The 23,116-nt window shown below is 58.8% G+C and carries 17 protein-coding genes; 1 reads left to right on the forward strand and 16 read right to left on the reverse strand.

The annotated features are described in order from the left end of the window. Positions 1 to 17: 17 nt before the first annotated feature. Positions 18 to 3,044 carry a membrane-targeted effector domain-containing toxin gene (locus JFT63_RS06250; protein ID WP_198843607.1) on the forward strand — a complete coding sequence of 1,009 codons (3,027 nt, stop codon included), beginning with the start codon at positions 18 to 20 and terminating at the stop codon, positions 3,042 to 3,044. Positions 3,045 to 3,047: 3 nt separating this feature from the next. Here the strand turns inward: JFT63_RS06250 and ispD are convergent, their stop codons facing one another. From ispD to rseP, 16 genes are all read right to left on the reverse strand, one after another. Beyond that, positions 3,048 to 3,758: a 2-C-methyl-D-erythritol 4-phosphate cytidylyltransferase gene (gene ispD, locus JFT63_RS06255; RefSeq protein ID WP_057701303.1), complete on the reverse strand. Its 711-nt coding sequence runs from the start codon at positions 3,756 to 3,758 to the stop codon at positions 3,048 to 3,050. Next, positions 3,755 to 4,033, reverse strand: a complete 279-nt coding sequence (gene ftsB, locus JFT63_RS06260; RefSeq protein ID WP_003189195.1) for a cell division protein FtsB — start codon at positions 4,031 to 4,033, stop codon at positions 3,755 to 3,757. Before ftsB ends, ispD begins: the two co-directional genes overlap by 4 nt. A 171-nt stretch (positions 4,034 to 4,204) precedes the next feature. After that, entirely contained in the window at positions 4,205 to 5,494 is a 1,290-nt protein-coding gene (gene eno / locus JFT63_RS06265; protein WP_198843608.1) for a phosphopyruvate hydratase, read from the reverse strand. Positions 5,495 to 5,651: 157 nt separating this feature from the next. Continuing rightward, complete coding sequence (gene kdsA, locus JFT63_RS06270) at positions 5,652 to 6,497, reverse strand: 3-deoxy-8-phosphooctulonate synthase (protein WP_003189190.1); 846 nt, start codon at positions 6,495 to 6,497, stop codon at positions 5,652 to 5,654. Positions 6,498 to 6,502: 5 nt separating this feature from the next. Further along, positions 6,503 to 8,134 (reverse strand): CTP synthase, encoded by a 1,632-nt coding sequence (locus tag JFT63_RS06275; protein ID WP_057701305.1) that lies wholly within the window; start codon positions 8,132 to 8,134, stop codon positions 6,503 to 6,505. A gap of 273 nt (positions 8,135 to 8,407) precedes the next feature. After that, positions 8,408 to 9,727, reverse strand: a complete 1,320-nt coding sequence (tilS, locus tag JFT63_RS06280; protein ID WP_198843609.1) for a tRNA lysidine(34) synthetase TilS — start codon at positions 9,725 to 9,727, stop codon at positions 8,408 to 8,410. A gap of 174 nt (positions 9,728 to 9,901) precedes the next feature. Then, complete coding sequence (locus JFT63_RS06285) at positions 9,902 to 10,849, reverse strand: acetyl-CoA carboxylase carboxyltransferase subunit alpha (RefSeq protein WP_003189182.1); 948 nt, start codon at positions 10,847 to 10,849, stop codon at positions 9,902 to 9,904. A 128-nt stretch (positions 10,850 to 10,977) separates the two neighbouring features. After that, positions 10,978 to 14,499, reverse strand: a complete 3,522-nt coding sequence (gene dnaE, locus JFT63_RS06290; RefSeq protein ID WP_057701307.1) for a DNA polymerase III subunit alpha — start codon at positions 14,497 to 14,499, stop codon at positions 10,978 to 10,980. 76 nt (positions 14,500 to 14,575) lie between these two features. Continuing rightward, complete coding sequence (rnhB, locus tag JFT63_RS06295; RefSeq protein WP_198843610.1) at positions 14,576 to 15,208, reverse strand: ribonuclease HII; 633 nt, start codon at positions 15,206 to 15,208, stop codon at positions 14,576 to 14,578. Then, a complete protein-coding gene (lpxB, locus tag JFT63_RS06300) occupies positions 15,205 to 16,344 on the reverse strand; it encodes a lipid-A-disaccharide synthase (RefSeq protein WP_032877371.1) in 1,140 nt (379 codons plus the stop codon). The genes rnhB and lpxB overlap by 4 nt, the downstream gene beginning before the upstream one ends. 2 nt (positions 16,345 to 16,346) lie before the next feature. Beyond that, the gene (gene lpxA / locus JFT63_RS06305; protein WP_005785728.1) at positions 16,347 to 17,123 is read right to left on the reverse strand and encodes an acyl-ACP--UDP-N-acetylglucosamine O-acyltransferase; all 777 of its coding nucleotides are present in this window, start codon (positions 17,121 to 17,123) and stop codon (positions 16,347 to 16,349) included. Next, positions 17,120 to 17,560 carry a 3-hydroxyacyl-ACP dehydratase FabZ gene (fabZ, locus tag JFT63_RS06310; RefSeq protein WP_005785726.1) on the reverse strand — a complete coding sequence of 147 codons (441 nt, stop codon included), beginning with the start codon at positions 17,558 to 17,560 and terminating at the stop codon, positions 17,120 to 17,122. Before fabZ ends, lpxA begins: the two co-directional genes overlap by 4 nt. A 111-nt stretch (positions 17,561 to 17,671) precedes the next feature. Further along, positions 17,672 to 18,727, reverse strand: a complete 1,056-nt coding sequence (gene lpxD / locus JFT63_RS06315) for a UDP-3-O-(3-hydroxymyristoyl)glucosamine N-acyltransferase (RefSeq protein WP_198843611.1) — start codon at positions 18,725 to 18,727, stop codon at positions 17,672 to 17,674. 3 nt (positions 18,728 to 18,730) lie between these two features. Beyond that, on the reverse strand, positions 18,731 to 19,234 hold the full coding sequence (locus JFT63_RS06320; RefSeq protein ID WP_003189173.1) for an OmpH family outer membrane protein: 504 nt from the start codon (positions 19,232 to 19,234) through the stop codon (positions 18,731 to 18,733). A gap of 45 nt (positions 19,235 to 19,279) precedes the next feature. Next, on the reverse strand, positions 19,280 to 21,667 hold the full coding sequence (bamA, locus tag JFT63_RS06325; protein WP_057701310.1) for an outer membrane protein assembly factor BamA: 2,388 nt from the start codon (positions 21,665 to 21,667) through the stop codon (positions 19,280 to 19,282). 74 nt (positions 21,668 to 21,741) lie between these two features. Next, positions 21,742 to 23,094 carry a sigma E protease regulator RseP gene (gene rseP / locus JFT63_RS06330; RefSeq protein WP_057701311.1) on the reverse strand — a complete coding sequence of 451 codons (1,353 nt, stop codon included), beginning with the start codon at positions 23,092 to 23,094 and terminating at the stop codon, positions 21,742 to 21,744. Between the last annotated feature and the right edge of the window lie 22 nt (positions 23,095 to 23,116).

Here is a 23,116-nt window from a genome sequence, read left to right on the forward strand (position 1 = left end):
AAAAACCAGGCAAGTCCATGACGTCCAACGCCCAGCAACTGCAGCATATCAATCATTTTGTCCGTAAGGTCCTCGCCGACTTTCCGGTGCCCAGCGCTATCGCCGCCCAATTGCTTGACGAGCATCTGCAACCCTTCACCCAGGAACAACTGGACCCGGACACTACGTTTCTGACCACTTTGGAATACAACCTCGACAATCCCAATGCGCCCTACACCGCAGTGATCGTCCAATCCATGAGCCTGATCGAGGCCATGATCTGTGATGCCCCCCATGCTCCTGGCGGCATGATCAACACCACGGGCTTTTCTACCACCGCGCCGTACTTCCATATCGTGAGTGAACTGCCGCGCCTGATGGATAACCGCATCCCGCAAATGTTCAACGAAGAGTTCATTACTTCCAGCTGGATTCCCCCCAGGCGGTATGAGGCGCTCTACCGGCAAAGTGAACCTCAGGTCTACGGCCCGACCACACAACTGGAACTCGCGCCTGCTATTTTCAGAAAGATTGTTCACTCCAGCGACTTCGAAGACGTTTACGACAATGCCATCACTCGGTTCTGGAGCGAACACCGGGACAACTACACAACCCTGATGCGCATTGCATTCACCAAGGCCTACCTCAATCAATACGAGGAATTCACCCTCACCCAGGCAGAAAGGCAGTTGGCCGCCCGGGCCGCAGGGATCGGCATCGACAAGGACGCCAGCAACCTGACCCTGGAGGACTTTCAAGCACCCTATTCATCGGATGCAAACCTGTCTCTGCGCGTGCTGCGCATTCATCAGTACGAAGCCACCGACATCCTTACGATTACCGACAATCAGAGCCAGATCACCCTGCTGTACATCCCGGGAAACTCCTCCCCCATCCATGGTTTCAACACCCCTACGGACATGCGCAATGCGCTGGTGAAAGCTGCAAGGGACCCGACCCAGCGCAAAGCCCTGACCACCCACTTTGAGCCCGACTCGATTGACTCCGGCCTGCTCTACAGTGGTGTCGAGGAAGCATTGATCGGTATGGCGATGTACCCGGAACCCTCCAGCCCACCCGGTCTTTTCAACAGTTTATTGCGCAATGGCTACTGGGACCCCGAGCAATACATTAATAACCCCACGTATCCGGCGCTCAGAAGTGACCCATTTGCATTTATCGCGCGGCAGATCCGCACTCGCATTGCAAAACTGGCAGCGAAAACCATTGTCTCGCCCCTGGACACGTTCAAGGCCGACACCCTCGACGCCCTGGAAAAAGCCTGCCTGCTGGCAATCCCCGTGGCGCTGACCATGGGCACGGCGCTACTCGCGGAGTTTTGCTTCGTAACATCAGGTTTGGCTGGAATGGCCATCGGTGCTGATGATGTATTCAAAGACAAACCCCACGCCATAGAGCGCATGGTGTTCGGCGCTCTGAACGCACTACCGGTGGTTATCCACGGCATCAGCACAGGAGCGAGCAGTCTTGAGGCGTTGCGCCCTGCGCTTGGCCAAGCCACGCGAACAGAGGAGGGCCTGATCAGTGTCAGAGTCACCACTCTGCCCCCTGCGCCCATCCAGACAGAAACTCGCCCTCTGGTCGCGGCAACACCCCCCAGCGGCTTGCAGTCCGTAAAGATTCAGGGCGAGACCTTCCTGACCTACAAAAAACCGAATGACTGGGGCTTTTTTGAGCTCTTCGTGAACAATCCAGAAGCGCCCGAGACAATTCAATCCACGGGTCTCTACGCTATTCAGAGCAGCGACCTGCAATGGCGCCGTGCCGGTCTGGCCGGAGGTGGGGCATTTCGCAATGCCTGGCAACGGGTGTACAGATTATTCAGCGACACCGAAAACCGAAGTTTCTTCAGTACCTATGAGATGCCTTCGCACGCTAGAGACACCCTGGCGGACATGCTCACTGACAGCAGCTCATTTTCGGAAGACTTCGAGCCCTTCGGTACGGGTGAACAATCGATCAAAAACACGCGAAAACTGTTCTTTGAGAAAAGAAACCTATTAGATCAGGATTCGGCGCTCTTCTTTAACTACCTACCTTATTCGCCCCTGCAGCCGGTAATCCCCCGCTTGAGTCTGAATGAGTCACAGCAAAGCATTATTGAGAAACTGCTGCGCGCCAGTGACGGCCTCGTGATCGGCGAAAGCCACAGCGCAGAAACGAGCAAAGCCTTTCTGATCGACAATATGCAGCTACTCGCCAGCAAAGGCGTGAAACGCATCTACTTCGAACATCTGCTGACCGATGTACATATTCCGCCGTTGAAAGCGTTTTATCGGTCAAAGAACGCGCCCATGCCCCAGGAGCTGACGAATTTTCTGAATGGAATCTACCCACTGCCCCGCAATCACTATTACTCATTCAGAAACGTCGTTACCAAAGCCAGAGACGCCGGGATCAAGATCCAGCCGATCGACTGCACCGCAAGCTACGTGCTTCGCGATATGCGCGACAGCGCGGGTACCCTTCGCCAGCGGATGATGAACTATTACGCCACCGAGGTGATTGAGTGGGTGCAGACCACCAAGCGCCAACCAGGAAAATGGGTAGCCTTGGTGGGCGATACCCATACCAACACTTTCAAGGATATCCCCGGGATTGCCGAACTCACTGGCAGCATCGGCCTGCGGATAGAAGATAGAGTGGGTGCCCGCCCCTTGGGCATCGAAGTCGATCCGGGGCGCACTGCCAGCCTGGGCCTGAACAAAGGGGAAGGCACGGTCAAGGCCAACCTGGTCTTGCGTGTTGATCCTGCCGCGTTGCAGCACTCAATGGAACCACAGCCCGGCCCTTCGCACAGTCGAGTAGTGAAGTCGGCCCAGGCACTGCTGGCACTCCCGGGCCAATTCATGCTCACCGGGGCCAGCCACATTGACTATCGTTCGCGACGCGGGGAACTGCGCAGTTTCAGAATCAACAGTCAGGAGGGCCGATTCTTTATCAATGCGTCCGGCTGGTCTATCGATCAAAAGCCATTCGACAACATCGAGGCACTGGTAAGCGAGCTGGACGCTCAGCCCGGGTTGGAGCAGGTCAGCAACTGAGGATCAAGACGTTTGATAAGCACGCCGCTGACGCAGCCACTCAAGGTCTTCAGGGCGGGTGACCTTGATGTTGTCCGCACGCCCCTCCACCAGCCGCGGCGCCTGGCCAGACCATTCCATGGCCGAAGCTTCGTCGGTGATCACCGCATCGGCTACCAGGCTGTCAGCCAGGGCACGGTGCAACGCGCCCAGACGAAACATCTGCGGCGTGTAAGCCTGCCAGATCAGGCTGCGATCAACCGTTTCTACCACGCGGCCGTGCTTGTCGACGCGCTTGAGCGTGTCGCGAGCGGGCACTGCCAGTAGGCCACCCACCGGGTCATCCGCCAGTTCGGCCAGGAGTTTGTCCAGATCATCACGGCTCAGGTTAGGTCGCGCAGCATCGTGCACCAGCACCCAGTCATCGTCACCAGCGCCCAAGGCATTGAGGTGCAGCAGCGCGTTGAGCACCGAACCCGAGCGCTCCGAGCCACCGTCCGCACGCTGGATACGCGGGTCAGTGGCGCACGTCAGGGTGGGCCAATAGGGATCATCAACAGCAAGACTGACCACCAGGCCCTTGAGCGAGGGGTGGTCGAGAAAACAGCCAAGGCTATGTTCGAGAATAGTGCGCCCGCCCAGTTGCAGGTATTGCTTGGGACGGTCCGCGGCCATACGGGCACCGACGCCCGCGGCAGGAATCACGGCCCAGAAGGCCGGTAGATCGTGGTTCATTGGGCCAACTGATAGAGGGTTTCGCCCTCCTTGACCATGCCCAGCTCATGACGTGCCCGCTCTTCAACGGTCTCCGTGCCTTTTTTCAATTCAAGCACTTCGGCGTCCAGGACACGGTTGCGCTCCAGCAGGCGTTCGTTTTCAGCACGCTGGTCGGCAATTTGCTGGGTCAGTTCTTCCACCTGCGCAAAGCTGCCATTACCGACCCATAGGCGGTACTGCAGGCCAGCCAGCAACAAGAGCAAGACGAGGAACAACCAATTGGGACTGCGCATCGAAATCCGGGTATCCAGTGAAAAAAGACAGTCATGCAAACCTTTTGCAGCAACTGATAGCACAAAGCCTGGAAAAACCAGGCTTGCGCTTGTCAGTCAGCAGATTAGCGCCGAAATTCACATTTTCGTGAGATTTCTGACGCCATCTGCCGACTTTTTACCATTTACTGCTTAGCCGCGAAACTCGCCGCGACCGTTGTACTTGGCTTTACCTGCCAATTGCTCTTCGATGCGCAGCAATTGGTTGTACTTGGAAACGCGATCGGAACGGCACAGGGAACCGGTCTTGATCTGGCCAGCCGAAGTACCCACGGCCAGGTCGGCAATGGTGGAATCTTCGGTTTCGCCGGAGCGGTGGGAGATCACAGCGGTGTAGCCCGCAGCCTTGGCCATCTGGATAGCTTCCAGGGTTTCGGTCAAGGTACCGATCTGGTTGAACTTGATCAGGATCGAGTTGGCGATCTTCTTGTCGATGCCCTCTTTCAGGATCTTGGTGTTGGTAACGAACAGGTCGTCGCCCACCAGCTGGATTTTCTCGCCGATCTTGTCGGTAAGGATTTTCCAGCCATCCCAATCGGACTCGTCCAGGCCGTCTTCGATCGAGATGATCGGGTAGCGCTGGGTCAAGCCCTTCAGGTATTCAGCGAAACCTTCGGAGTTGAACACCTGGCCTTCGCCGGACAGGTTGTACTTGCCATCTTCGTATAATTCGCTGGCCGCGCAGTCCAGAGCCAGGGTCACATCGGTGCCCAGTTTGTAGCCGGCATTGGCCACAGCTTCGGAGATGACTTTCAGTGCATCTTCGTTGGAGGCCAGGTTTGGTGCGAAACCACCTTCGTCACCCACGGCGGTGCTCAGGCCACGGGCCTTCAGTACAGCCTTGAGGTGATGGAAAATCTCGGTGCCCATGCGCAGGCCTTCGGAGAAGGACTTGGCACCTACCGGCTGCACCATGAATTCCTGGATGTCGACGTTGTTATCCGCGTGCTCGCCACCGTTGATGATGTTCATCATCGGCACCGGCATCGAGTAGACGCCCGGGGTGCCGTTCAGGTTGGCGATGTGCGCGTACAACGGCAGGTCCTGGTCCTGGGCTGCTGCCTTGGCGGCGGCCAGGGACACAGCGAGGATCGCATTGGCGCCGAGGCTGCCTTTGTTTTCAGTGCCGTCGAGCTTGATCATCGCGTGGTCCAGAGCTTTCTGGTCCAGCGGGTCCTTGCCCAGCAACAGGTCACGAATCGGACCGTTGATGTTGGCTACAGCCTTGAGTACACCCTTGCCCAGGTAACGGCTCTTGTCGCCATCACGCAGTTCCAGCGCTTCGCGCGAACCGGTGGAAGCACCGGACGGCGCACAGGCGCTGCCGATGATGCCGTTATCGAGAAGCACGTCGGCTTCGACGGTGGGGTTGCCACGGGAGTCGAGAACTTCACGACCTTTGATGTCGACGATTTTTGCCATTGTTGTAAACACTCCAAAGTTGACGAAAACGACGCAGCTGAAGGAAATCTTTTGACCGACCGCAAGGGTGGAACAACGGGGCAGGCTTGCAGACGACAAGGCTCAGGCCCGAGGGCCTGAGCGTAAAGCGTGGGAAATTCTACCGGAGAAATGGCAGTTACGCGGTCTCTACCGTCGGAAAACTCTTGACCAGCTCGTCCAACTGCTTGAGTTGGGCCAGGAATGGCTCCAGCTTGTCCAGGCGCAGGGCGCATGGGCCATCACATTTGGCGTTGTCCGGGTCTGGGTGGGCTTCAAGGAACAGGCCTGCCAGGGACTGGCTCATGCCTGCCTTGGCCAGGTCGGTCACCTGGGCACGCCGCCCGCCGGCGGAGTCCGAACGACCACCGGGCATTTGCAGCGCGTGGGTCACGTCGAAGAACACGGGGTATTCGAACTGTTTCATGATGCCGAAACCGAGCATGTCCACCACGAGGTTGTTGTAGCCGAAGCTCGAACCACGCTCGCACAGGATCAACTGGTCGTTACCCGCTTCCACGCATTTGCTCAGGATATGTTTCATTTCCTGGGGCGCGAGGAACTGGGCTTTCTTGATATTGATCACAGCGCCGGTCTTGGCCATGGCGACCACGAGGTCGGTCTGGCGCGACAGAAAGGCCGGCAACTGGATAATGTCGCACACCTCGGCGACCACGGCAGCCTGCTCAGGCTCGTGGACGTCGGTGATGATCGGCACGCCGAAGGCTTGCTTGATGTCCTGGAAGATCCGCATGCCTTCTTCAAGGCCCGGGCCGCGATAGGAGGTCACGGACGAACGGTTGGCCTTGTCGAAACTGGCCTTGAACACGTACGGGATGCCCAGCTTCTGGGTAACGCGCACGTATTCTTCACAGACCTGCATCGCCATGTCGCGGCTTTCCAGCACGTTCATACCACCGAACAGCACCATGGGCTTGTCGTTGGCAATCTCGATATCGCCTACGCGAATGATCTTCTGGGCCATCAGGGTTACGCCTTCTTCTGATGTTGCGTCAGTGCTGCTTTGACGAAACCGCTGAACAACGGGTGACCGTCGCGCGGCGTCGAGGTGAACTCCGGGTGGAACTGGCAGGCCACGAACCAAGGATGATCCGGAGCCTCGACCACTTCAACCAGCTTGCCGTCACCGGAGCGACCGGAAATCTTCAGGCCAGCCTCTTTGATCTGCGGCAGCAGGTTGTTGTTCACTTCATAGCGGTGACGATGGCGCTCGACAATCACGTCCTTGCCGTAGCAGTCGTGTACCAGCGAGCCGGCTTCCAGCAGGCAGTCCTGCGCACCAAGGCGCATGGTGCCACCCAGGTCGGAGGTTTCGGTACGGGTTTCAACGGCGCCGGTAGCGTCTTCCCACTCAGTGATCAAACCCACGACCGGATGGCCGCTGCTGTGATCGAACTCGGTGGAGTTGGCGTCTTTCCAGCCCAGCACGTTCCGGGCGAACTCGATAACGGCCACTTGCATGCCCAGGCAGATACCCAGGTACGGCACCTTGTTCTCGCGAGCGTATTGCACTGCGGTGATCTTGCCTTCCACGCCGCGCAGGCCGAAACCGCCCGGAACGAGGATCGCGTCAACACCTTCGAGCAGCGCAGTGCCCTGGTTCTCGATGTCTTCGGAATCGATGTAGCGCAGGTTGACCTTGGTACGGTTGCTGATGCCGGCGTGGCTCATCGCTTCGATCAGCGACTTGTACGCATCCAGCAGTTCCATGTACTTGCCGACCATGGCGATGGTGACTTCATGCTCAGGGTTGAGCTTGGCGTCGACCACGGCGTCCCATTCGGACAGGTCCGCGCCATTGCATTGCAGGCCGAAACGCTCGACTACAAAATCATCCAGCCCTTGCGAATGCAGGATGCCCGGGATCTTGTAAATGGTGTCGGCGTCTTCCAGGGCAATCACCGCACGTTCTTCAACGTTGGTGAATTGCGCGATCTTGCGGCGCGAGGAAATGTCGATCGGGTGATCGGAGCGGCATACCAGCACGTCCGGCTGCAGGCCGATGGAGCGCAGCTCCTTGACCGAGTGCTGGGTAGGCTTGGTTTTGGTTTCGCCGGCAGTGGCGATGTACGGCACCAATGTCAGGTGCATCAGCATCGCGCGCTTGGCGCCGACTTCGAAACGCAACTGGCGGATGGCTTCGAGGAACGGTTGGGACTCGATGTCACCCACGGTGCCGCCGATCTCGACCATGGCCACGTCGGCATCGCCTGCACCCTTGATGATGCGGCGCTTGATTTCGTCGGTGATGTGCGGGATCACCTGGATGGTTGCACCCAGGTAGTCACCACGGCGCTCTTTGCGCAGCACGTGCTCGTAGACACGGCCTGTGGTGAAGTTGTTGTTCTGGGTCATGGTCGTGCGGATGAACCGCTCGTAGTGGCCCAGGTCCAGGTCGGTCTCTGCGCCGTCATGCGTGACGAACACTTCACCGTGCTGGAACGGGCTCATGGTGCCCGGGTCGACGTTGATGTACGGGTCCAGCTTGAGCATGGTGACTTTAAGCCCCCGCGCCTCCAGGATGGCCGCCAATGAAGCGGAGGCAATGCCTTTCCCCAATGAAGAAACAACACCGCCCGTGACGAATATGTAGCGCGTCATGAAAAACCCTAGAAGTCTGCGTTAAAGCGGTCCGAGCCGCCGGGGAAAGCGAAGGAAGGCCGAAGCCCCCGATCACCTGCATTAATCACAGTGCACCTTTCAAAAAAACCGCCGCGTTGTGACAGACCAGCAAGGAAACACCGGTACGTTGATCGCTACACATTTTTTGGAATCGCCCAGCAAAGACTGCTTGGTAATCGGCAACTGCTGCGATTCAGTCGAATCCACAGAAGTTGTATCAAGAAGGGAGCGTAGTCTACCGGAAAGGCGCTATCAGCTCAAACCTTGATCGCAAGTCTGTGGCAACCAATGTAATTGCCCGTGATCCGTCGAGCTGGCCCACGACCCCGCAAGGGTTGGGACAGCCAGCAATTGTTCACCCCGGTAGACCAGCGGCAATCTGCCACGGACAAAGCCGGGCAAGCCGCTTTCGTTGAGCAGGCGCTTGAGGTCGCGATGACCTCGCCCCGGCACTTCGATGACTTCGCCGCCCTGCCGATAACGGATCACCAAAACACCTGATGGTGCCATGCCAGCGAACCTGAGTTGACCGTTGCCGGGTAACTCTAGTGGGTTTTGCGCATCGGGCCAGCTCACCGGTGCGTGGGAAAATTCGGACCATGATGAAGGCAACCACCAGATGCGCTCACCGCTGCGATGCAGTTGGCCGTCGGCCAGACGCCACACCGGCTGCGCATCATTCTTTGCATCGCGCAGGGCATACCAACCGGCCCAGTGGTCACTGTCGGGCAAACGGGTCAGCGGTGTCAGCCAATGCCGCAGGGCATTACGTTGACGGGCATCGGACCGTTCGCGCAACGGCGCAAGCGCCAGGGAAGGCAAAGGCAACCAGGGAAACGCTGAAGGCTGATCGGCACGCTGCAGATCCATCAGCGCCAATTCGTCGAGCAGCCCTTGAGCCTCAGCCATGTGTTCAGCCGTGCGAGCCAGGTGGGTGATCGCCTGGGGCCAGCGCTCCGTCACGGTAGGGAGTACACGGTGACGCAGATAATTGCGGGAAAACCGGGAATCAACGTTGGAGGGGTCTTCGATCCACTGCAACTGATGCTGATGGGCGTAGGCTTCCAGCTCGCTACGGGAGAACGCCAGCAACGGCCGCACCAAGCGGCCTTGGGCCAAGGGGCGATGCTCAGGCATAGCCGCCAACCCTCGCACACCGGCGCCACGCAGCAGGCGAAACAGCAGGGTTTCGGCTTGATCGTCGCGATGCTGGCCAGTGAAAAGCACCTCCCCTGCCCCCATGATTTGCATGAACGCTTGGTAGCGCGCATCGCGCGCCGCACGTTCAAGGCTCGCGCCGGGCCTCACCTGCACACGCATGACGCGCAAAGGTACGCCCAGGCTGTCGCAGACCGATTGGCAATAAGCAGGCCACGCATCGGCAGCAGCTTGCAGACCATGGTGGACATGGACGGCGCTGACAGGAGGCAGATTTTCGATTTTGGCCAGTGAGGCCAGGAGGTGCAGCAGGACGGTGGAGTCGAGACCGCCGGAGAACGCGATATGCCAGGCCGGCGCGTTGCGCCAGGGGGCCAGGGTGTGCAGGAGTGTGGCCGGCAGGGTTGGTTTCATCACACGTCACCGCCGCAAAGCTGGAATACGTTCGTCAGCATACACAAAGCAAATGTGGGAGCCGGGCTTGCCCGCGATGCAGGCACCTCGGTGTATCAGTGATACCAAGGTGATGCTATCGCAGGCAAGCCAGCTCCCACACAAGCCGGCTACCACATTGGGTACAGCGTCGACTTAGAGGCCGTAGCTCATCAGGCGCTCGTAACGACGAGCCAGCAGCGCTTCGTTATCCAGCTTCTTGAGCATCGCCAGTTGCGAGCCCAACTCGGCACGGATGGTCGCAGCAGCGGCAGCTGGATCACGGTGTGCGCCGCCCAGTGGCTCGGCGATGACCTTGTCCACGATACCCAGGCCTTTGAGGCGATCGGCGGTGATGCCCATGGCTTCGGCAGCGTCCGGCGCCTTTTCGGCGGTTTTCCACAGGATCGAGGCACAACCTTCCGGCGAGATCACCGCGTAGGTCGAGTACTGCAACATATTCAGTTGGTCGCAGACACCAATGGCCAATGCACCGCCGGAACCACCTTCACCGATTACGGTGGCGATGATCGGGGTTTTCAGGCGAGCCATGACGCGCAGGTTCCAGGCAATCGCTTCACTCTGGTTGCGCTCTTCGGCGTCGATACCCGGGTATGCGCCCGGCGTGTCGATGAAGGTCAGGATCGGCATCTTGAAGCGCTCGGCCATTTCCATCAGGCGGCACGCCTTGCGGTAGCCTTCCGGACGCGGCATACCGAAGTTGCGACGGACTTTCTCGCGCACTTCACGGCCTTTCTGATGGCCGATCACCATTACCGGCTGGTCGTCCAGGCGAGCGATACCGCCCACAATGGCCGCGTCGTCGGAGAAGTGGCGGTCGCCGTGCAGCTCATCGAACTCGGTGAAGATATGTTCGATGTAGTCCAGAGTGTACGGACGGCGCGGGTGGCGAGCCAGGCGCGCGATCTGCCAACTGGTCAGCTTGCCGAAAATGTCTTCGGTGAGCGTGCTGCTTTTGTCTTGCAGGCGAGCGATTTCGTCGCCGATATTCAGCGAATTGTCATTGCCGACCAGGCGCAGCTCTTCGATCTTGGCTTGCAGGTCAGCGATCGGCTGTTCGAAATCAAGAAAATTCGGGTTCATAAGCGTCCGTCTTGGGTCGACGGCCAGGGAGTGCCTGGCCAGCCGGTTGTCTATTCGCGCCCTACCTTAAGGGAGAGGCGCGTTTAGGTCGAGATTAAATGTTCAGCCGAGGTCAGGGGTGCTGACCGTCAACGGTATTGGAGGAAGACGTTGTCTCGCCCGAACTGGTCACGCAAAGCTTGAATCAAGCCATCAGCCGGATCAATCCGCCACGTCTCACCAAACTGCAACATCGCTTTGGCATCGCTGCCGGTGTACTCCATGGTCACCGGGCACGCGCCACGGTGGCGTTTGAGCAAGTCACCCAACCAGCGTAGCTGATCGCCCTTGAGCGCTTCGGTCTTGACCTTCAAGCGCAGGCTTTCAGCCAGGTTGGTACGGGCATCTTCCATGCTCATCACCCGCTTGATACGCAGGCGCAAGCCGCCGGAGAAGTCATCATTGCTGACCTCCCCTTCTACCACCACCATGGCGTCAGTCTGCAAAAGTGACTGGGCGGAGTGGAACGCGTCGGCAAACAACGATGCTTCGATCCGGCCCGAGCGGTCATCCAGGGTGATGAAGCCCATTTTGTCGCCTTTTTTATTTTTCATCACCCGCAGGGCGATGATCATGCCGGCGACGGTCTGGGTATCCCGCGCCGGTTTGAGGTCGATGATGCGCTGGCGTGCAAAACGGCGAATTTCGCCTTCGTACTCGTCAATCGGGTGACCGGTGAGGTACAGGCCCAAGGTGTCTTTCTCACCCTTGAGGCGCTCCTTGAGGGTCAGTTCCTTGGCCTTGCGATGGTTGGCGTAGACATCCGCGTCTTCTTCGACAAACAGCCCACCAAACAGGTCGGCGTGGCCGCTGTCATGGGTGCGGGCAGTCTGTTCGGCGGCCTTGATCGCCTCTTCCATGGCGGTGAGCAGCACCGCGCGGTTACGGTCGATATTGGCCTGGTAAGCCTTCGGCTCATCATGGAAATACGGGCCGAGACGGTCGAGCGCGCCGCTGCGGATCAAGCCATCGAGGGTACGCTTGTTGATGCGCTTGAGGTCAACCCGTGCGCAGAAGTCGAACAGGTCCTTGAACGGCCCATCCTGACGCGCTTCGGTGATGGCCTCCACCGGGCCCTCGCCCACGCCCTTGATCGCGCCGAGACCATAGATGATGCGGCCCTCATCGTTCACCGTGAACTTGAACTCAGAGGCGTTCACGTCCGGCGCATCGAGGCGCAGCTTCATGGTGCGCACTTCCTCGATCAAGGTCACGACCTTGTCGGTGTTGTGCATATCCGCCGAGAGTACCGCCGCCATGAACGGCGCCGGGTAGTGGGCTTTCAGCCAGGCGGTCTGGTACGACACCAGGCCATAGGCGGCGGAGTGGGATTTGTTGAAACCATAACCGGCAAACTTTTCTACCAGGTCGAAGATGTTACCGGCCAGGTCGGCGTCGATGTTGTTGGTGGCGCAACCTTCAATGAAACCGCCACGCTGCTTGGCCATTTCCTCGGGTTTCTTTTTACCCATGGCGCGACGCAGCATGTCCGCACCGCCGAGGGTGTAGCCGGCCATGACCTGGGCGATCTGCATCACCTGTTCCTGATACAGGATGATGCCGTAGGTCGGCGCCAATACAGGCTTGAGGCCCTCGTATTGGTAATCCGAGTGCGGGTAGGCCAGCTCGGCGCGGCCGTGCTTGCGGTTGATGAAGTCGTCCACCATGCCCGATTGCAGCGGACCCGGACGGAACAACGCCACCAGTGCGATCAAGTCTTCCAGGCAGTCGGGCTTGAGCTTTTTGATCAGCTCTTTCATGCCCCGGGATTCAAGCTGGAACACCGCCGTGGTTTCGGCTTTTTGCAGCAGGCTGTAGGTCGGTTTGTCGTCCAGCGGGATAAATGCGATATCCAGCGGTTCTTCGCCAACCTTGGCGCGGTCGCGGTTGATGGTTTTCAGCGCCCAATCGATGATCGTCAGGGTACGCAGGCCGAGGAAGTCGAACTTCACCAGGCCGGCCGCCTCCACGTCATCCTTGTCGAACTGCGTGACCAGGCCGTCGCCTTCTTCATCGCAATAGATCGGCGAAAAATCGGTCAGCTTGGTCGGGGCAATAACCACACCACCGGCGTGTTTACCGACGTTACGCACCACGCCTTCGAGCTTGCGCGCCATGTCCCAGATTTCGGCGGCTTCTTCATCGACCTTGATGAAGTCGCGCAGGATTTCTTCCTGCTCGTAGGCTTTTTCCAGGGTCATGCCGACTTCGAAAGGAATCATCTTCGACAGGCGGTCGGCCAGGCCATAGGACTTGCCCTGCACCCGCGCCACGTCGCGGATTACCGCTTTCGCCGCCATGGAACCGAAGGTGATGATCTGACTTACCGCGTTGCGACCGTATTTCTCGGCCACGTACTCAATGACGCGGTCACGACCATCCATGCAGAAGTCGACGTCGAAGTCGGGCATGGATACCCGTTCCGGGTTCAGAAAACGTTCGAACAGAAGGTCATATTCCAGCGGGTCGAGGTCGGTAATCTTCTGTACGTAGGCCACCAGCGAACCAGCACCTGACCCCCGGCCCGGACCTACCGGCACGCCGTTGTTTTTGGCCCACTGGATAAAGTCCATTACGATCAGGAAGTAACCGGGGAACCCCATCTGAATGATGATATCCAGCTCGAAATTCAGCCGGTCGACGTAGACCTGGCGCTTGGCTTCGTAATCTTCGGTGGTGTCCTTGGGCAAGAGGACGCTGAGGCGCTCTTCCAGACCATCGAACGACACTTTGCGGAAATACTCATCGATGGTCATGCCATCGGGAATCGGGAAGTTGGGCAAAAAGTGTTTGCCCAGTTTCACTTCGATGTTGCAGCGCTTGGCGATCTCGACGGAGTTTTCCAGGGCCTCGGGCAAGTCGCTGAACAGCTCCGCCATTTCCTCGGCGCTTTTGAGGTACTGCTCTTCGCTGTAGTTCTTCGAGCGGCGCGGGTCATCCAGGGCCCGGCCTTCGCCGATGCACACGCGGGTTTCGTGGGCTTCGAAGTCTTCTTTCTTGATAAAGCGCACATCGTTGGTCGCCACCAGCGGCGCGCCCAGCTTGTCGGCCAGGGCCACGGCGGCGTGCAAGTGTTCTTCATCGTTGGGGCGATTGGTGCGCTGGACTTCCAGATAGAAGCGATCCGGGAAAACCTGCATCCACTCGCGCGCCAGCACCTCGGCTTCCTGGGGATTGCCCCCCAGCAACGCGATACCGACTTCACCCTCCTTGGCCGCCGAGAGCATGATCAGGCCCTCGCTGGCTTCGGCCACCCACTCGCGCTCGATGATGATCGAGCCGTTGCGCTGGCCGTCGATAAAGCCACGGGAAATCAGCTCGGTGAGGTTGCGATAACCCACGCCGTTCATCGCCAGCAGGCTGATGCGGCTCAGGGGGTTATCCGGGTCTTTGTTGGACAGCCACAGATCGGCGCCGCAGATCGGCTTGATGCCGGCGCCCATGGCGTTCTTGTAGAACTTGACCAGGGAACACATGTTGTTCTGATCGGTTACCGCCACCGCAGGCATGTTCATGCCCACCAGGGTTTTGACCAGCGGTTTGATCCGTACCAGGCCGTCGACCAGGGAATATTCAGTGTGCAGGCGCAGGTGAACGAATGAAGCCGGCATAGTGATCCTGTCTTGATACATGAAAACAACAAGGCCCGGATTGTACCGGGCCTGGGTAAAAACATCAGCCTTGCTGCTAAACCTCGATCAGACTTTCACGGGCCTCATAAGCCTGGCGCACCGGGGCAAACGAGCGGCGATGGATCGGGGTGGGGCCGAGCCGAGCCAGGGCTTCCAGATGAACGGGCGTCGGATAGCCTTTATGGCCGCCAATACCGTAGCCGGGATAGATCAACTCGAACGCAGCCATTTCACGATCACGGCTGACCTTGGCCAGGATCGAGGCGGCGGCTATGGCTGGAACCTTGCTATCGCCCTTGACCACCGCTTCCGACGGCATCGCCAGCTTCGGGCAACGGTTGCCGTCGATCATCGCCATTTTCGGGGTGATATGCAGCCCTTCAACGGCACGCTGCATGGCTAACATCGTCGCATGGAGGATATTGAGCTCGTCGATTTCTTCGACTTCAGCCCGGGCGATATGCCAGCTCAGAGCCTTTTCACAGATCTCGTCATAAAGCTTTTCGCGACGGGCCTCGGTGAGCTTTTTCGAATCATTGAGGCCCAGGATCGGACGGTTCGGGTCCAGGATCACCGCCGCCGTCACCACTGCGCCACACAGTGGGCCGCGCCCTACTTCGTCAACACCGGCCACCAGCTCGTGGGCTTGGGCAACCAGGCTGAAATCCAGACCCATTTGCGTGGTCATAAGGCTTCCTGTTTATGGCCGATCAAGGTCAACACGGCGTCGGCCGCCTGGTTCGAGGCATCACGGCGCAGGGTGCGGTGAATATCATCGAAACCACGGGTCTGCTCTTCGCCGCCGTCAATCAAGGGTAGTAGGGTTTGCGCAAGCGCTTCGGGCGTTGCATCGTCCTGCAGCAACTCCGGCACCAGCAGGCGCTGGGCCAGCAAATTGGGCAGTGAGATGTAAGGGCTCTTGACCATGCGTTTGAGAATCCAGAAGGTCAGCGGCGCCAGGCGATAGGCTACAACCATTGGCCGCTTGTACAGCAAGGCCTCGAGGGTGGCCGTGCCCGACGCAATCAACACCGCATCGCAGGCTGCCAGGGCCAGGTGGGACTGGCCGTCGAGCAGAGTCAGCGGCAGGTTGCGACCTTCCAGCAGCGTCTCGATCTGTGCGCGGCGCTGCGGGCTGGCACACGGCAGCACAAAGCGCACCCCTGGCTTTTGTGCCTGCAGGCGTTCGGCGGCATCAAAAAACAGCGCGCCCAGGCGCCCTACCTCACCACCACGACTGCCCGGCATCAACGCCACCAACGGGCCATCGGGCAAGCCCAGTTCGGCACGCGCGGCAGCACGATCGGCTTGCAATGGAATGGCATCGGCCAGGGTATGACCGACAAACCGCACCGGTACGCCCTTCTCTTCGTAGAACCTGGCTTCGAACGGCAACAGGGTCAACATCAGGTCGCAGCCTTCGCGGATCTTCAACACACGCTTCTGCCGCCACGCCCATACGGATGGGCTGACATAGTGCACGGTCTTGATTCCGGCCTGACGCAATTTGAGCTCGATATTGAGTGTGAAATCCGGCGCATCAATGCCGATAAAGACGTCGGGCTTTTCATCGATCAGCGTCTTGATCAGCAGCTTGCGGCGAGCGAGCAGCTCACGCAGGCGCCCCAACACTTCCACCAACCCCATGACCGACAACCGCTCCATAGGGAAGTAGGAAGCAAGCCCTTCGGCCTGCATCAGCGGCCCACCCACGCCGATAAACTCCACCGCAGGATGCTGGGCCTTGAGGGCTCGCATCAAGCCGGCACCCAGAATATCGCCGGAAGCTTCACCCGCCACAAGCGCAATACGCAGATTGGCCATGATCAGCGGGTGATGCCGCGGGTCGACGCCTGGATCGAGTCACGGAACACCGCGACTTCCGGAAACAGGGTTGCCGGCTCGGTCAGTTCGGTCAGCGCCTGCTCAACCGTCAACCCCTGGCGGTAAACCGTCTTGTAGGCACGGCGCAGAGCGTGGATCGCCTCTTCGCTGAAACCGCGACGGCGCATGCCCTCGAAATTCATGCTGCGAGCCTCGGCAGGGTTGCCGAACACCGTCACGAATGCAGGGACATCCTTGCCAATGGCGGTACCCATGCCGGAAAAGCTGTGGGCGCCGATGTGGCAATACTGATGCACCAGGGTGAAACCGGACAGGATCGCCCAGTCGTCAACGTGCACATGGCCTGCCAACGCGGTGTTGTTGACCAGGATGCAATGGTTGCCGATCACGCTGTCATGGCCGATGTGGGCATAGGCCATAACCAGGTTGTGATCCCCCAACGTGGTTTCGGCGCGATCCTGCACGGTGCCACGGTGGATGGTGACGCCTTCACGGATGATGTTGTGGTCACCGATTACCAGGCGCGTTTCTTCACCCTTGTACTTCATGTCCGGGGTGTCTTCGCCTACCGAGGAAAACTGGTAGATACGATTGTGTTTGCCAATACGGGTCGGACCTTTAAGGATCACGTGTGGCCCGATGACAGTCCCCTCGCCGATTTCCACACCTGCGCCGACGATCGACCAAGGGCCGACCTCAACGTCGGCGGCCAGTACGGCCGACGGATCGATGATTGCGCGAGGGTCAATCAAACTCATAGTTTGCGTTCCGCACAGATGATCTCGGCAGAGCACACCGGCTTGCCATCTACCGAGGCCTGGCATTCGAACTTCCAGATCTGGCGCTTGCAGCTGATGAACCTGGCTTCCAGGATCAACTGGTCACCCGGGGTGACCGGGTTGCGAAAACGCAGCTTGTCGGAGCCCACGAAATAGTAAAGCGTGCCGTCGGCAGGCTTGAGGTCGAGCATTTTGAAACCAAGGATACCGGCAGCCTGGGCCATCGCTTCGATGATCAACACGCCCGGCATGATTGGATGCGCAGGGAAGTGACCGTTGAAGAATGGTTCGTTGATGCTGACATTCTTGTAGGCACGAATGCGCTTTTCCTCGACGTTGAGGTCCACTACGCGGTCCACCAGCAGGAACGGGTAACGGTGAGGCAGGTATTCGCGAATCTCGTTGATGTCCATCATTTCGGGGGGAAGCCTGTAATAAAGATTGGGGGCGGGCGAACTAAGCGCACGCCCCGCTAGCAAATCAAGGGGGCAGTCCAGCGGCTGTGCACACTTGATATGGAAATGGTATCAGCCTTCAGATGAAGCATTACCGCCAGGGGTCACGTCCCCAACACGCTTTTCCAGCTGTTTGATACGTCGTGCCATGTCGTCGATCTTCCTCAAACGCGCCGCGCTCTTGCGCCATTCTGCCGCAGGTTGCATGGCGGTACCGGAAGAATAGGCCCCCGGCTCGGTAATCGAGTGAGTCACCATGGTCATACCGGTGATGAAGACGTTGTCGCAAATATCGATATGCCCCACCAGCCCAACGCCGCCGGCGAGCATGCAATGCTTGCCGATCCTGGTGCTGCCGGAGATGCCCACGCAGGCCGCCATGGCGGTGTGATCGCCAATCTGAACGTTGTGGGCGATCTGGATCTGGTTGTCGAGCTTCACGCCGTTACCGATCACCGTATCGGCCAAGGCCCCGCGATCCACCGCAGTGTTTACACCGATCTCCACGTCGTCGCCGATCAATACGCCGCCGACCTGGGCAATCTTGTGCCAGACACCTTTGGAGTTGGCAAAGCCAAAGCCTTCGCCACCGATAACGGCGCCGGATTGAATGACCACACGCTGACCAATACGCACATCGTGGTAGAGGGTGACACGTGGAGCCAGCCAGCCATCGGCACCGATTTCGCAGCGAGCGCCGATGAAACTGTGGGCACCCACGGTGACACCGGCACCAATACGCGCCCCGCTCTCGATCACGGCAAACGCACCGATATTGGCCGCAGGATCAACCTGGGCATCTTCGGCGATCACGGCAGACGGGTGAATACCACCGGCCGCTTTCGGCTTGGGATCGAACAGGTGCGAGGCCTTGGCGTACGACAGGTACGGGTCGGCCACCACCAGCGCATCCCCGATAAACCCTTCGGCGTCAGCGGCCTTCAGCAATACGGCTGCGGCCTGGCAATCGACGAGGTATTTACGGTATTGGGGATTTGCGAGGAAGCTCAACTGAGCTGGGCCAGCCTCCTGCAAGGTGGCTAGCCCAGTGATTTCTTTCTCCTTGGAGCCACGCAAGGTGGCTCCAAGGAACTCGGCCAACTCGCCGAGTTTGATAGTCGCTGTCATGGTTTACTTCAGCTGGTTCATGCGCTCGATCACCTGACGGGTGATGTCGTATTGAGGCTTGACGTCGATCACGGCGCCACGCTCGAACACCAGGTCAAAGGCACCCTTCTTGATGACTTCTTCCACAGCGCTGTCCAATTTAGGCTTGAGCTGCTTGAGCATTTCGCGGTCGGCCACAGCCTTGGCTTCGTTCAGTTCCTTGGATTGGAACTGGTAGTCACGGGCCTTTTGCTTGAATTCAAGCTCCAGACGCTCGCGCTCGCCTTGCTGCATCTTGTCGCCACCGGCTACCAGACGGTCCTGGATACCCTTGGCGCTGCTTTCCAGCGTCTTGAGCTTGGTCAGTTGCGGACCGAATTTCTTCTCGGCATCCACGGCGTATCGCTTGGCCGCATCGGATTCCAGCAGGGCCATCTGATAGTTCAGGACGGCGATTTTCATTTCGGCGAAGGCCGGGGTGGTTACCAGCACAGTGGCCAGCAGGACCAATTGAGTCAACTTACGCACGATGTACTCCTACAGAATCCGTTGTCGTTATCTTGGGTCAGACGCTTAGAACGTCTGGCCGAGGGAGAATTGGAAAATCTGGGTTTCAGCGTTATCCGGTTTCTTGATCGGCATGGCCAGAGCAAAGCTCAACGGGCCCAGCGCAGTCACCCAGGTCACACCCACACCCACGGAGCTCGCCAGGTTGCTGAGGCTCACGTCGTTGCACTGGGTGTTGGACTTCAGCCCGCTTGGGTTCTTGATCTGCTCGCACTTGGAGTCGAACACGTTACCCACGTCCCAGAAGACCGAAGTCCGCAGAGAACGCTGGTCCTTGACGAACGGCAGCGGGAACAGGATCTCGGCACCACCCTGGATCAACACGTTACCACCGAACGGCAGTGGATCATCGTCATCATCGCGGCGAGTACCGACGTTACCGGTTTGTTCAACACCGCGACTTGGCGTGCCACGAGGCCCCAGGGTGCTGTCCTTGAAGCCACGCACCGAGTTGAAACCACCAGCGTAGTAGTTCTCGTAGAACGGCAAACCATCGGTCGAACCATAACCATCGCCATAGCCCAGCTCAGTGTGCAGGCGCATGGTGTAGTTATCGCTCAACGGCTGGAACAACTGGCCGCGGTAGTCGAGCTTGAAGAACGACAGGTCGCTGCCCGGCGTGGTGACTTCCGCAGTCAGGCTTTGGGAATGGCCACGGGTTGCCAGTACCCCTTTGTTCAGGGTCGACTCGGACCAGCCGGCAGACGCCTTGAAGTTCAGGAACTTGTCACCTTCACGGCGAGTGAAGTCGAAGATCTCATCCACGGTGTACACACCGGTCTTGATCTCGTCCTGCTGCGCAGTGATGCCGAAGGTCAGGCGTGAGGTTTCGCTGATCGGGTAGCCGATGTTGGCGCCCACACCCAGGCTGTCGATCGCATAGCTTGCAACGTCGACGTCGAGGTCTTTGTAGTCGGTGGTGCGGTAGAAGGCGTTGTAGCCCAGGCTCACACCGTCCGCAGTCCAGTAGGGGTCGGTATAGCCGAAGTTGTATCGGCTCTGGTATTCGCTGCGAGTCAGGCCGATGGACACACGGTTACCGGTACCCAGGAAGTTGTTCTGGGTGATCGAGCCACCCAGGATCAGGCCGGCACTCTGTGCGAAGCCGACGCTGGCGGTGATCGAGCCCGAGGCTTGCTCTTCAACGGCGTAGTTCACGTCAACCTGGTCATCCACACCCGGTACGGCCGGGGTTTCGACGTTGACTTCCTTGAAGAAGCCCAGACGTTCAAGACGGGTCTTGGACTGGTCGATCAGGTAGGTCGAAGCCCAGCCACCTTCCATCTGGCGCATTTCACGACGCAGCACTTCGTCTGCTGACTTGGTGTTGCCACGGAAGTTGATGCGGTTTACATAAGCACGCTTGCCGGGGTCGACGACAAAGGTGATGTCCACGGTGTGGTCTTCATCATTCGGGGTCGGCACGCCGTTGACGTTGGCGAAGGTATAGCCTTCGTTACCCAGACGACGGGTGATGAGTTCGGACGTGGTAGTCATCAGCTTGCGCGAAAACACCTGGTCCTTCTGCACCAGCAGCAGGGACTTGACCTGGTCTTCAGGGACTTTCAAGTCACCACTGAGCTTGACGTCACGAACCTTGTACTTCTCGCCTTCGTTGACGTTGACGGTGATGTAGACGTGCTTCTTGTCCGGGGTGATGGACACCTGGGTCGAAGCGATGTCCATGTTGATGTAGCCACGGTCCAGGTAGTAGGAGCGCAGGCGTTCCAGGTCACCGGAAAGTTTTTCGCGGGCGTACTTGTCATCGTTCTTGAAGAACGACAACCAGTTGGTAGTCTTGAGTTCGAACAGGTCGATCAGGTCGTCATCAGCGAACTTGGTGTTGCCCACCACGTTGATGTGCTGAATGGCTGCGACGGTACCTTCGTTGATGTTGACCTTCAGGCCCACACGGTTACGAGGCTGCGGGATCACTTCGGTTTCCACGGTCGCAGAGTAGCGGCCCTGGGCAACGTACTGGCGTTGCAGCTCGTTACGCACACCTTCAAGGGTGGCGCGCTGGAAGATCTCGCCTTCGGCCAGGCCGGATTGCTTCAGGCCCTTCATCAGGTCTTCAGTGGAGATGGCCTTGTTACCTTCGATCGCGATACTCGCGACGGAAGGTCGTTCGACGACCGTGATGACCAGGACGTTGCCTTCGCGACCCAGTTGGATATCTTGAAAGAACCCGGTTTTGAACAGCGCACGAGTGGATTCCACCAGGCGACGATCATCCGCCTGTTCCCCGACGTTCAACGGCAAGGCACCAAAGACGCTACCCGCGGAAACCCGCTGGAGGCCGTTGACGCGAATATCGGAGATGGTGAAGGACTCGGCGTGAACTTCGGCGATCATCAATACGGTGAGAACCGCAGTTAGCAGCAGACGTTTCATGAAGTCCTTTCTTATTCCAACTGGCAATAAACAAACTGCCGCAAAATGCGGCAGATTCGCAATTCAGCGAAGCGTTACAGTCGTCCCAGATCGTTGACCAGAGCTAACAACATCACCCCGACCACCAAACTGATACCGATCTGTATCCCCCAACCCTGCACCCGATCCGACAAGGGGCGACCACGCACCCACTCGACCAGATAAAACAGCAGATGCCCCCCATCCAATACTGGAATGGGCAGCAAATTCAGAACCCCAAGGCTAATACTCAGATAAGCCAGGAAATTCAGGAAATCCGCGACACCCGACTGGGCAGAAGCGCCCGCCACTTTAGCAATGGTTATCGGTCCACTCAAGTTTTTTACCGACAGCTCACCGAACAACATTTTCTTGAGGGATTCGAGGGTCAGCACGCTCATGGTCCAAGTGCGTTTCGCGCCCTCGCCAATCGCGGCCAAAGGCCCGAAGCTGACCTCTCGAACCATCGATGGCGGCCACTCGACACCTTTGACCCCGGCACCCAGGTAACCCCCGGCCGCCTTGGCCTCCCCACGAACCGACAGGGTCACGGGAACATCGATTTGAGCACCCTCGCGCTCAACTTTCAGCACAATTTTGGTATCAGGCCGCACACGTACCAGGTCGACCACCTGCTGCCAGTCACCCAGCGCCTGGCCATCGAGGGCCAGCAGGCGATCACCGGTTTTCAGGCCAGCGGCCTGGGCCGGACCTTTTGGATCCAGCTCCGCCAATACCGGCGGCAAGGCCGGACGCCAAGGACGAATCCCCAGGGATTTGATCGGATCAGGCTCATCGGCGCCTTTGAGCCAATGGTCCAGAGCCAACGCACGCGGGGTTTCGGCGCTGGAATCCTGGTCACGCACCACCAGATCGACGGTGCCGCTTTCACCCAGACGACGCACCAACTGCAAATTGACCGCGCCCCAACCGGTGGTCGGTTCGCCATCAATGGAAACAATTTCCTGTCCAGCCACCAAGCCGGCCCTGGCCGCGATACTGTCCGCCTCGACTGCACCGATGACCGGACGCACCTGCTGACTGCCCATCATGGCCAAAACCCAGAAGAACACCATCGCCAACAGGAAATTGGCGATCGGGCCCGCTGCGACAATTGCGATACGCTGACGAACGGTCTTGCGATTGAAAGACTGGTCCAATTGATCAGCCGGCACTTCACCTTCGCGCTCATCGAGCATCTTGACGTAGCCACCCAACGGGATAGCGGCGATCACGAACTCGGTGCCACGACGATCATGCCAGCGCAACAATGGCATGCCGAAACCAACGGAAAAGCGCAATACCTTGACGCCGCAACGACGCGCCACCCAGAAGTGGCCGAATTCGTGGAAGGTAACCAGCACACCCAGAGCAACCAGGGTGCCGACAATCATGTAGAGCGCACTCATCTAATTTCTCCGCATTTCAATC

Source organism: Pseudomonas sp. MF7453 (genome assembly GCF_016405455.1).
Lineage (GTDB): Bacteria > Pseudomonadota > Gammaproteobacteria > Pseudomonadales > Pseudomonadaceae > Aquipseudomonas > Aquipseudomonas paralactis.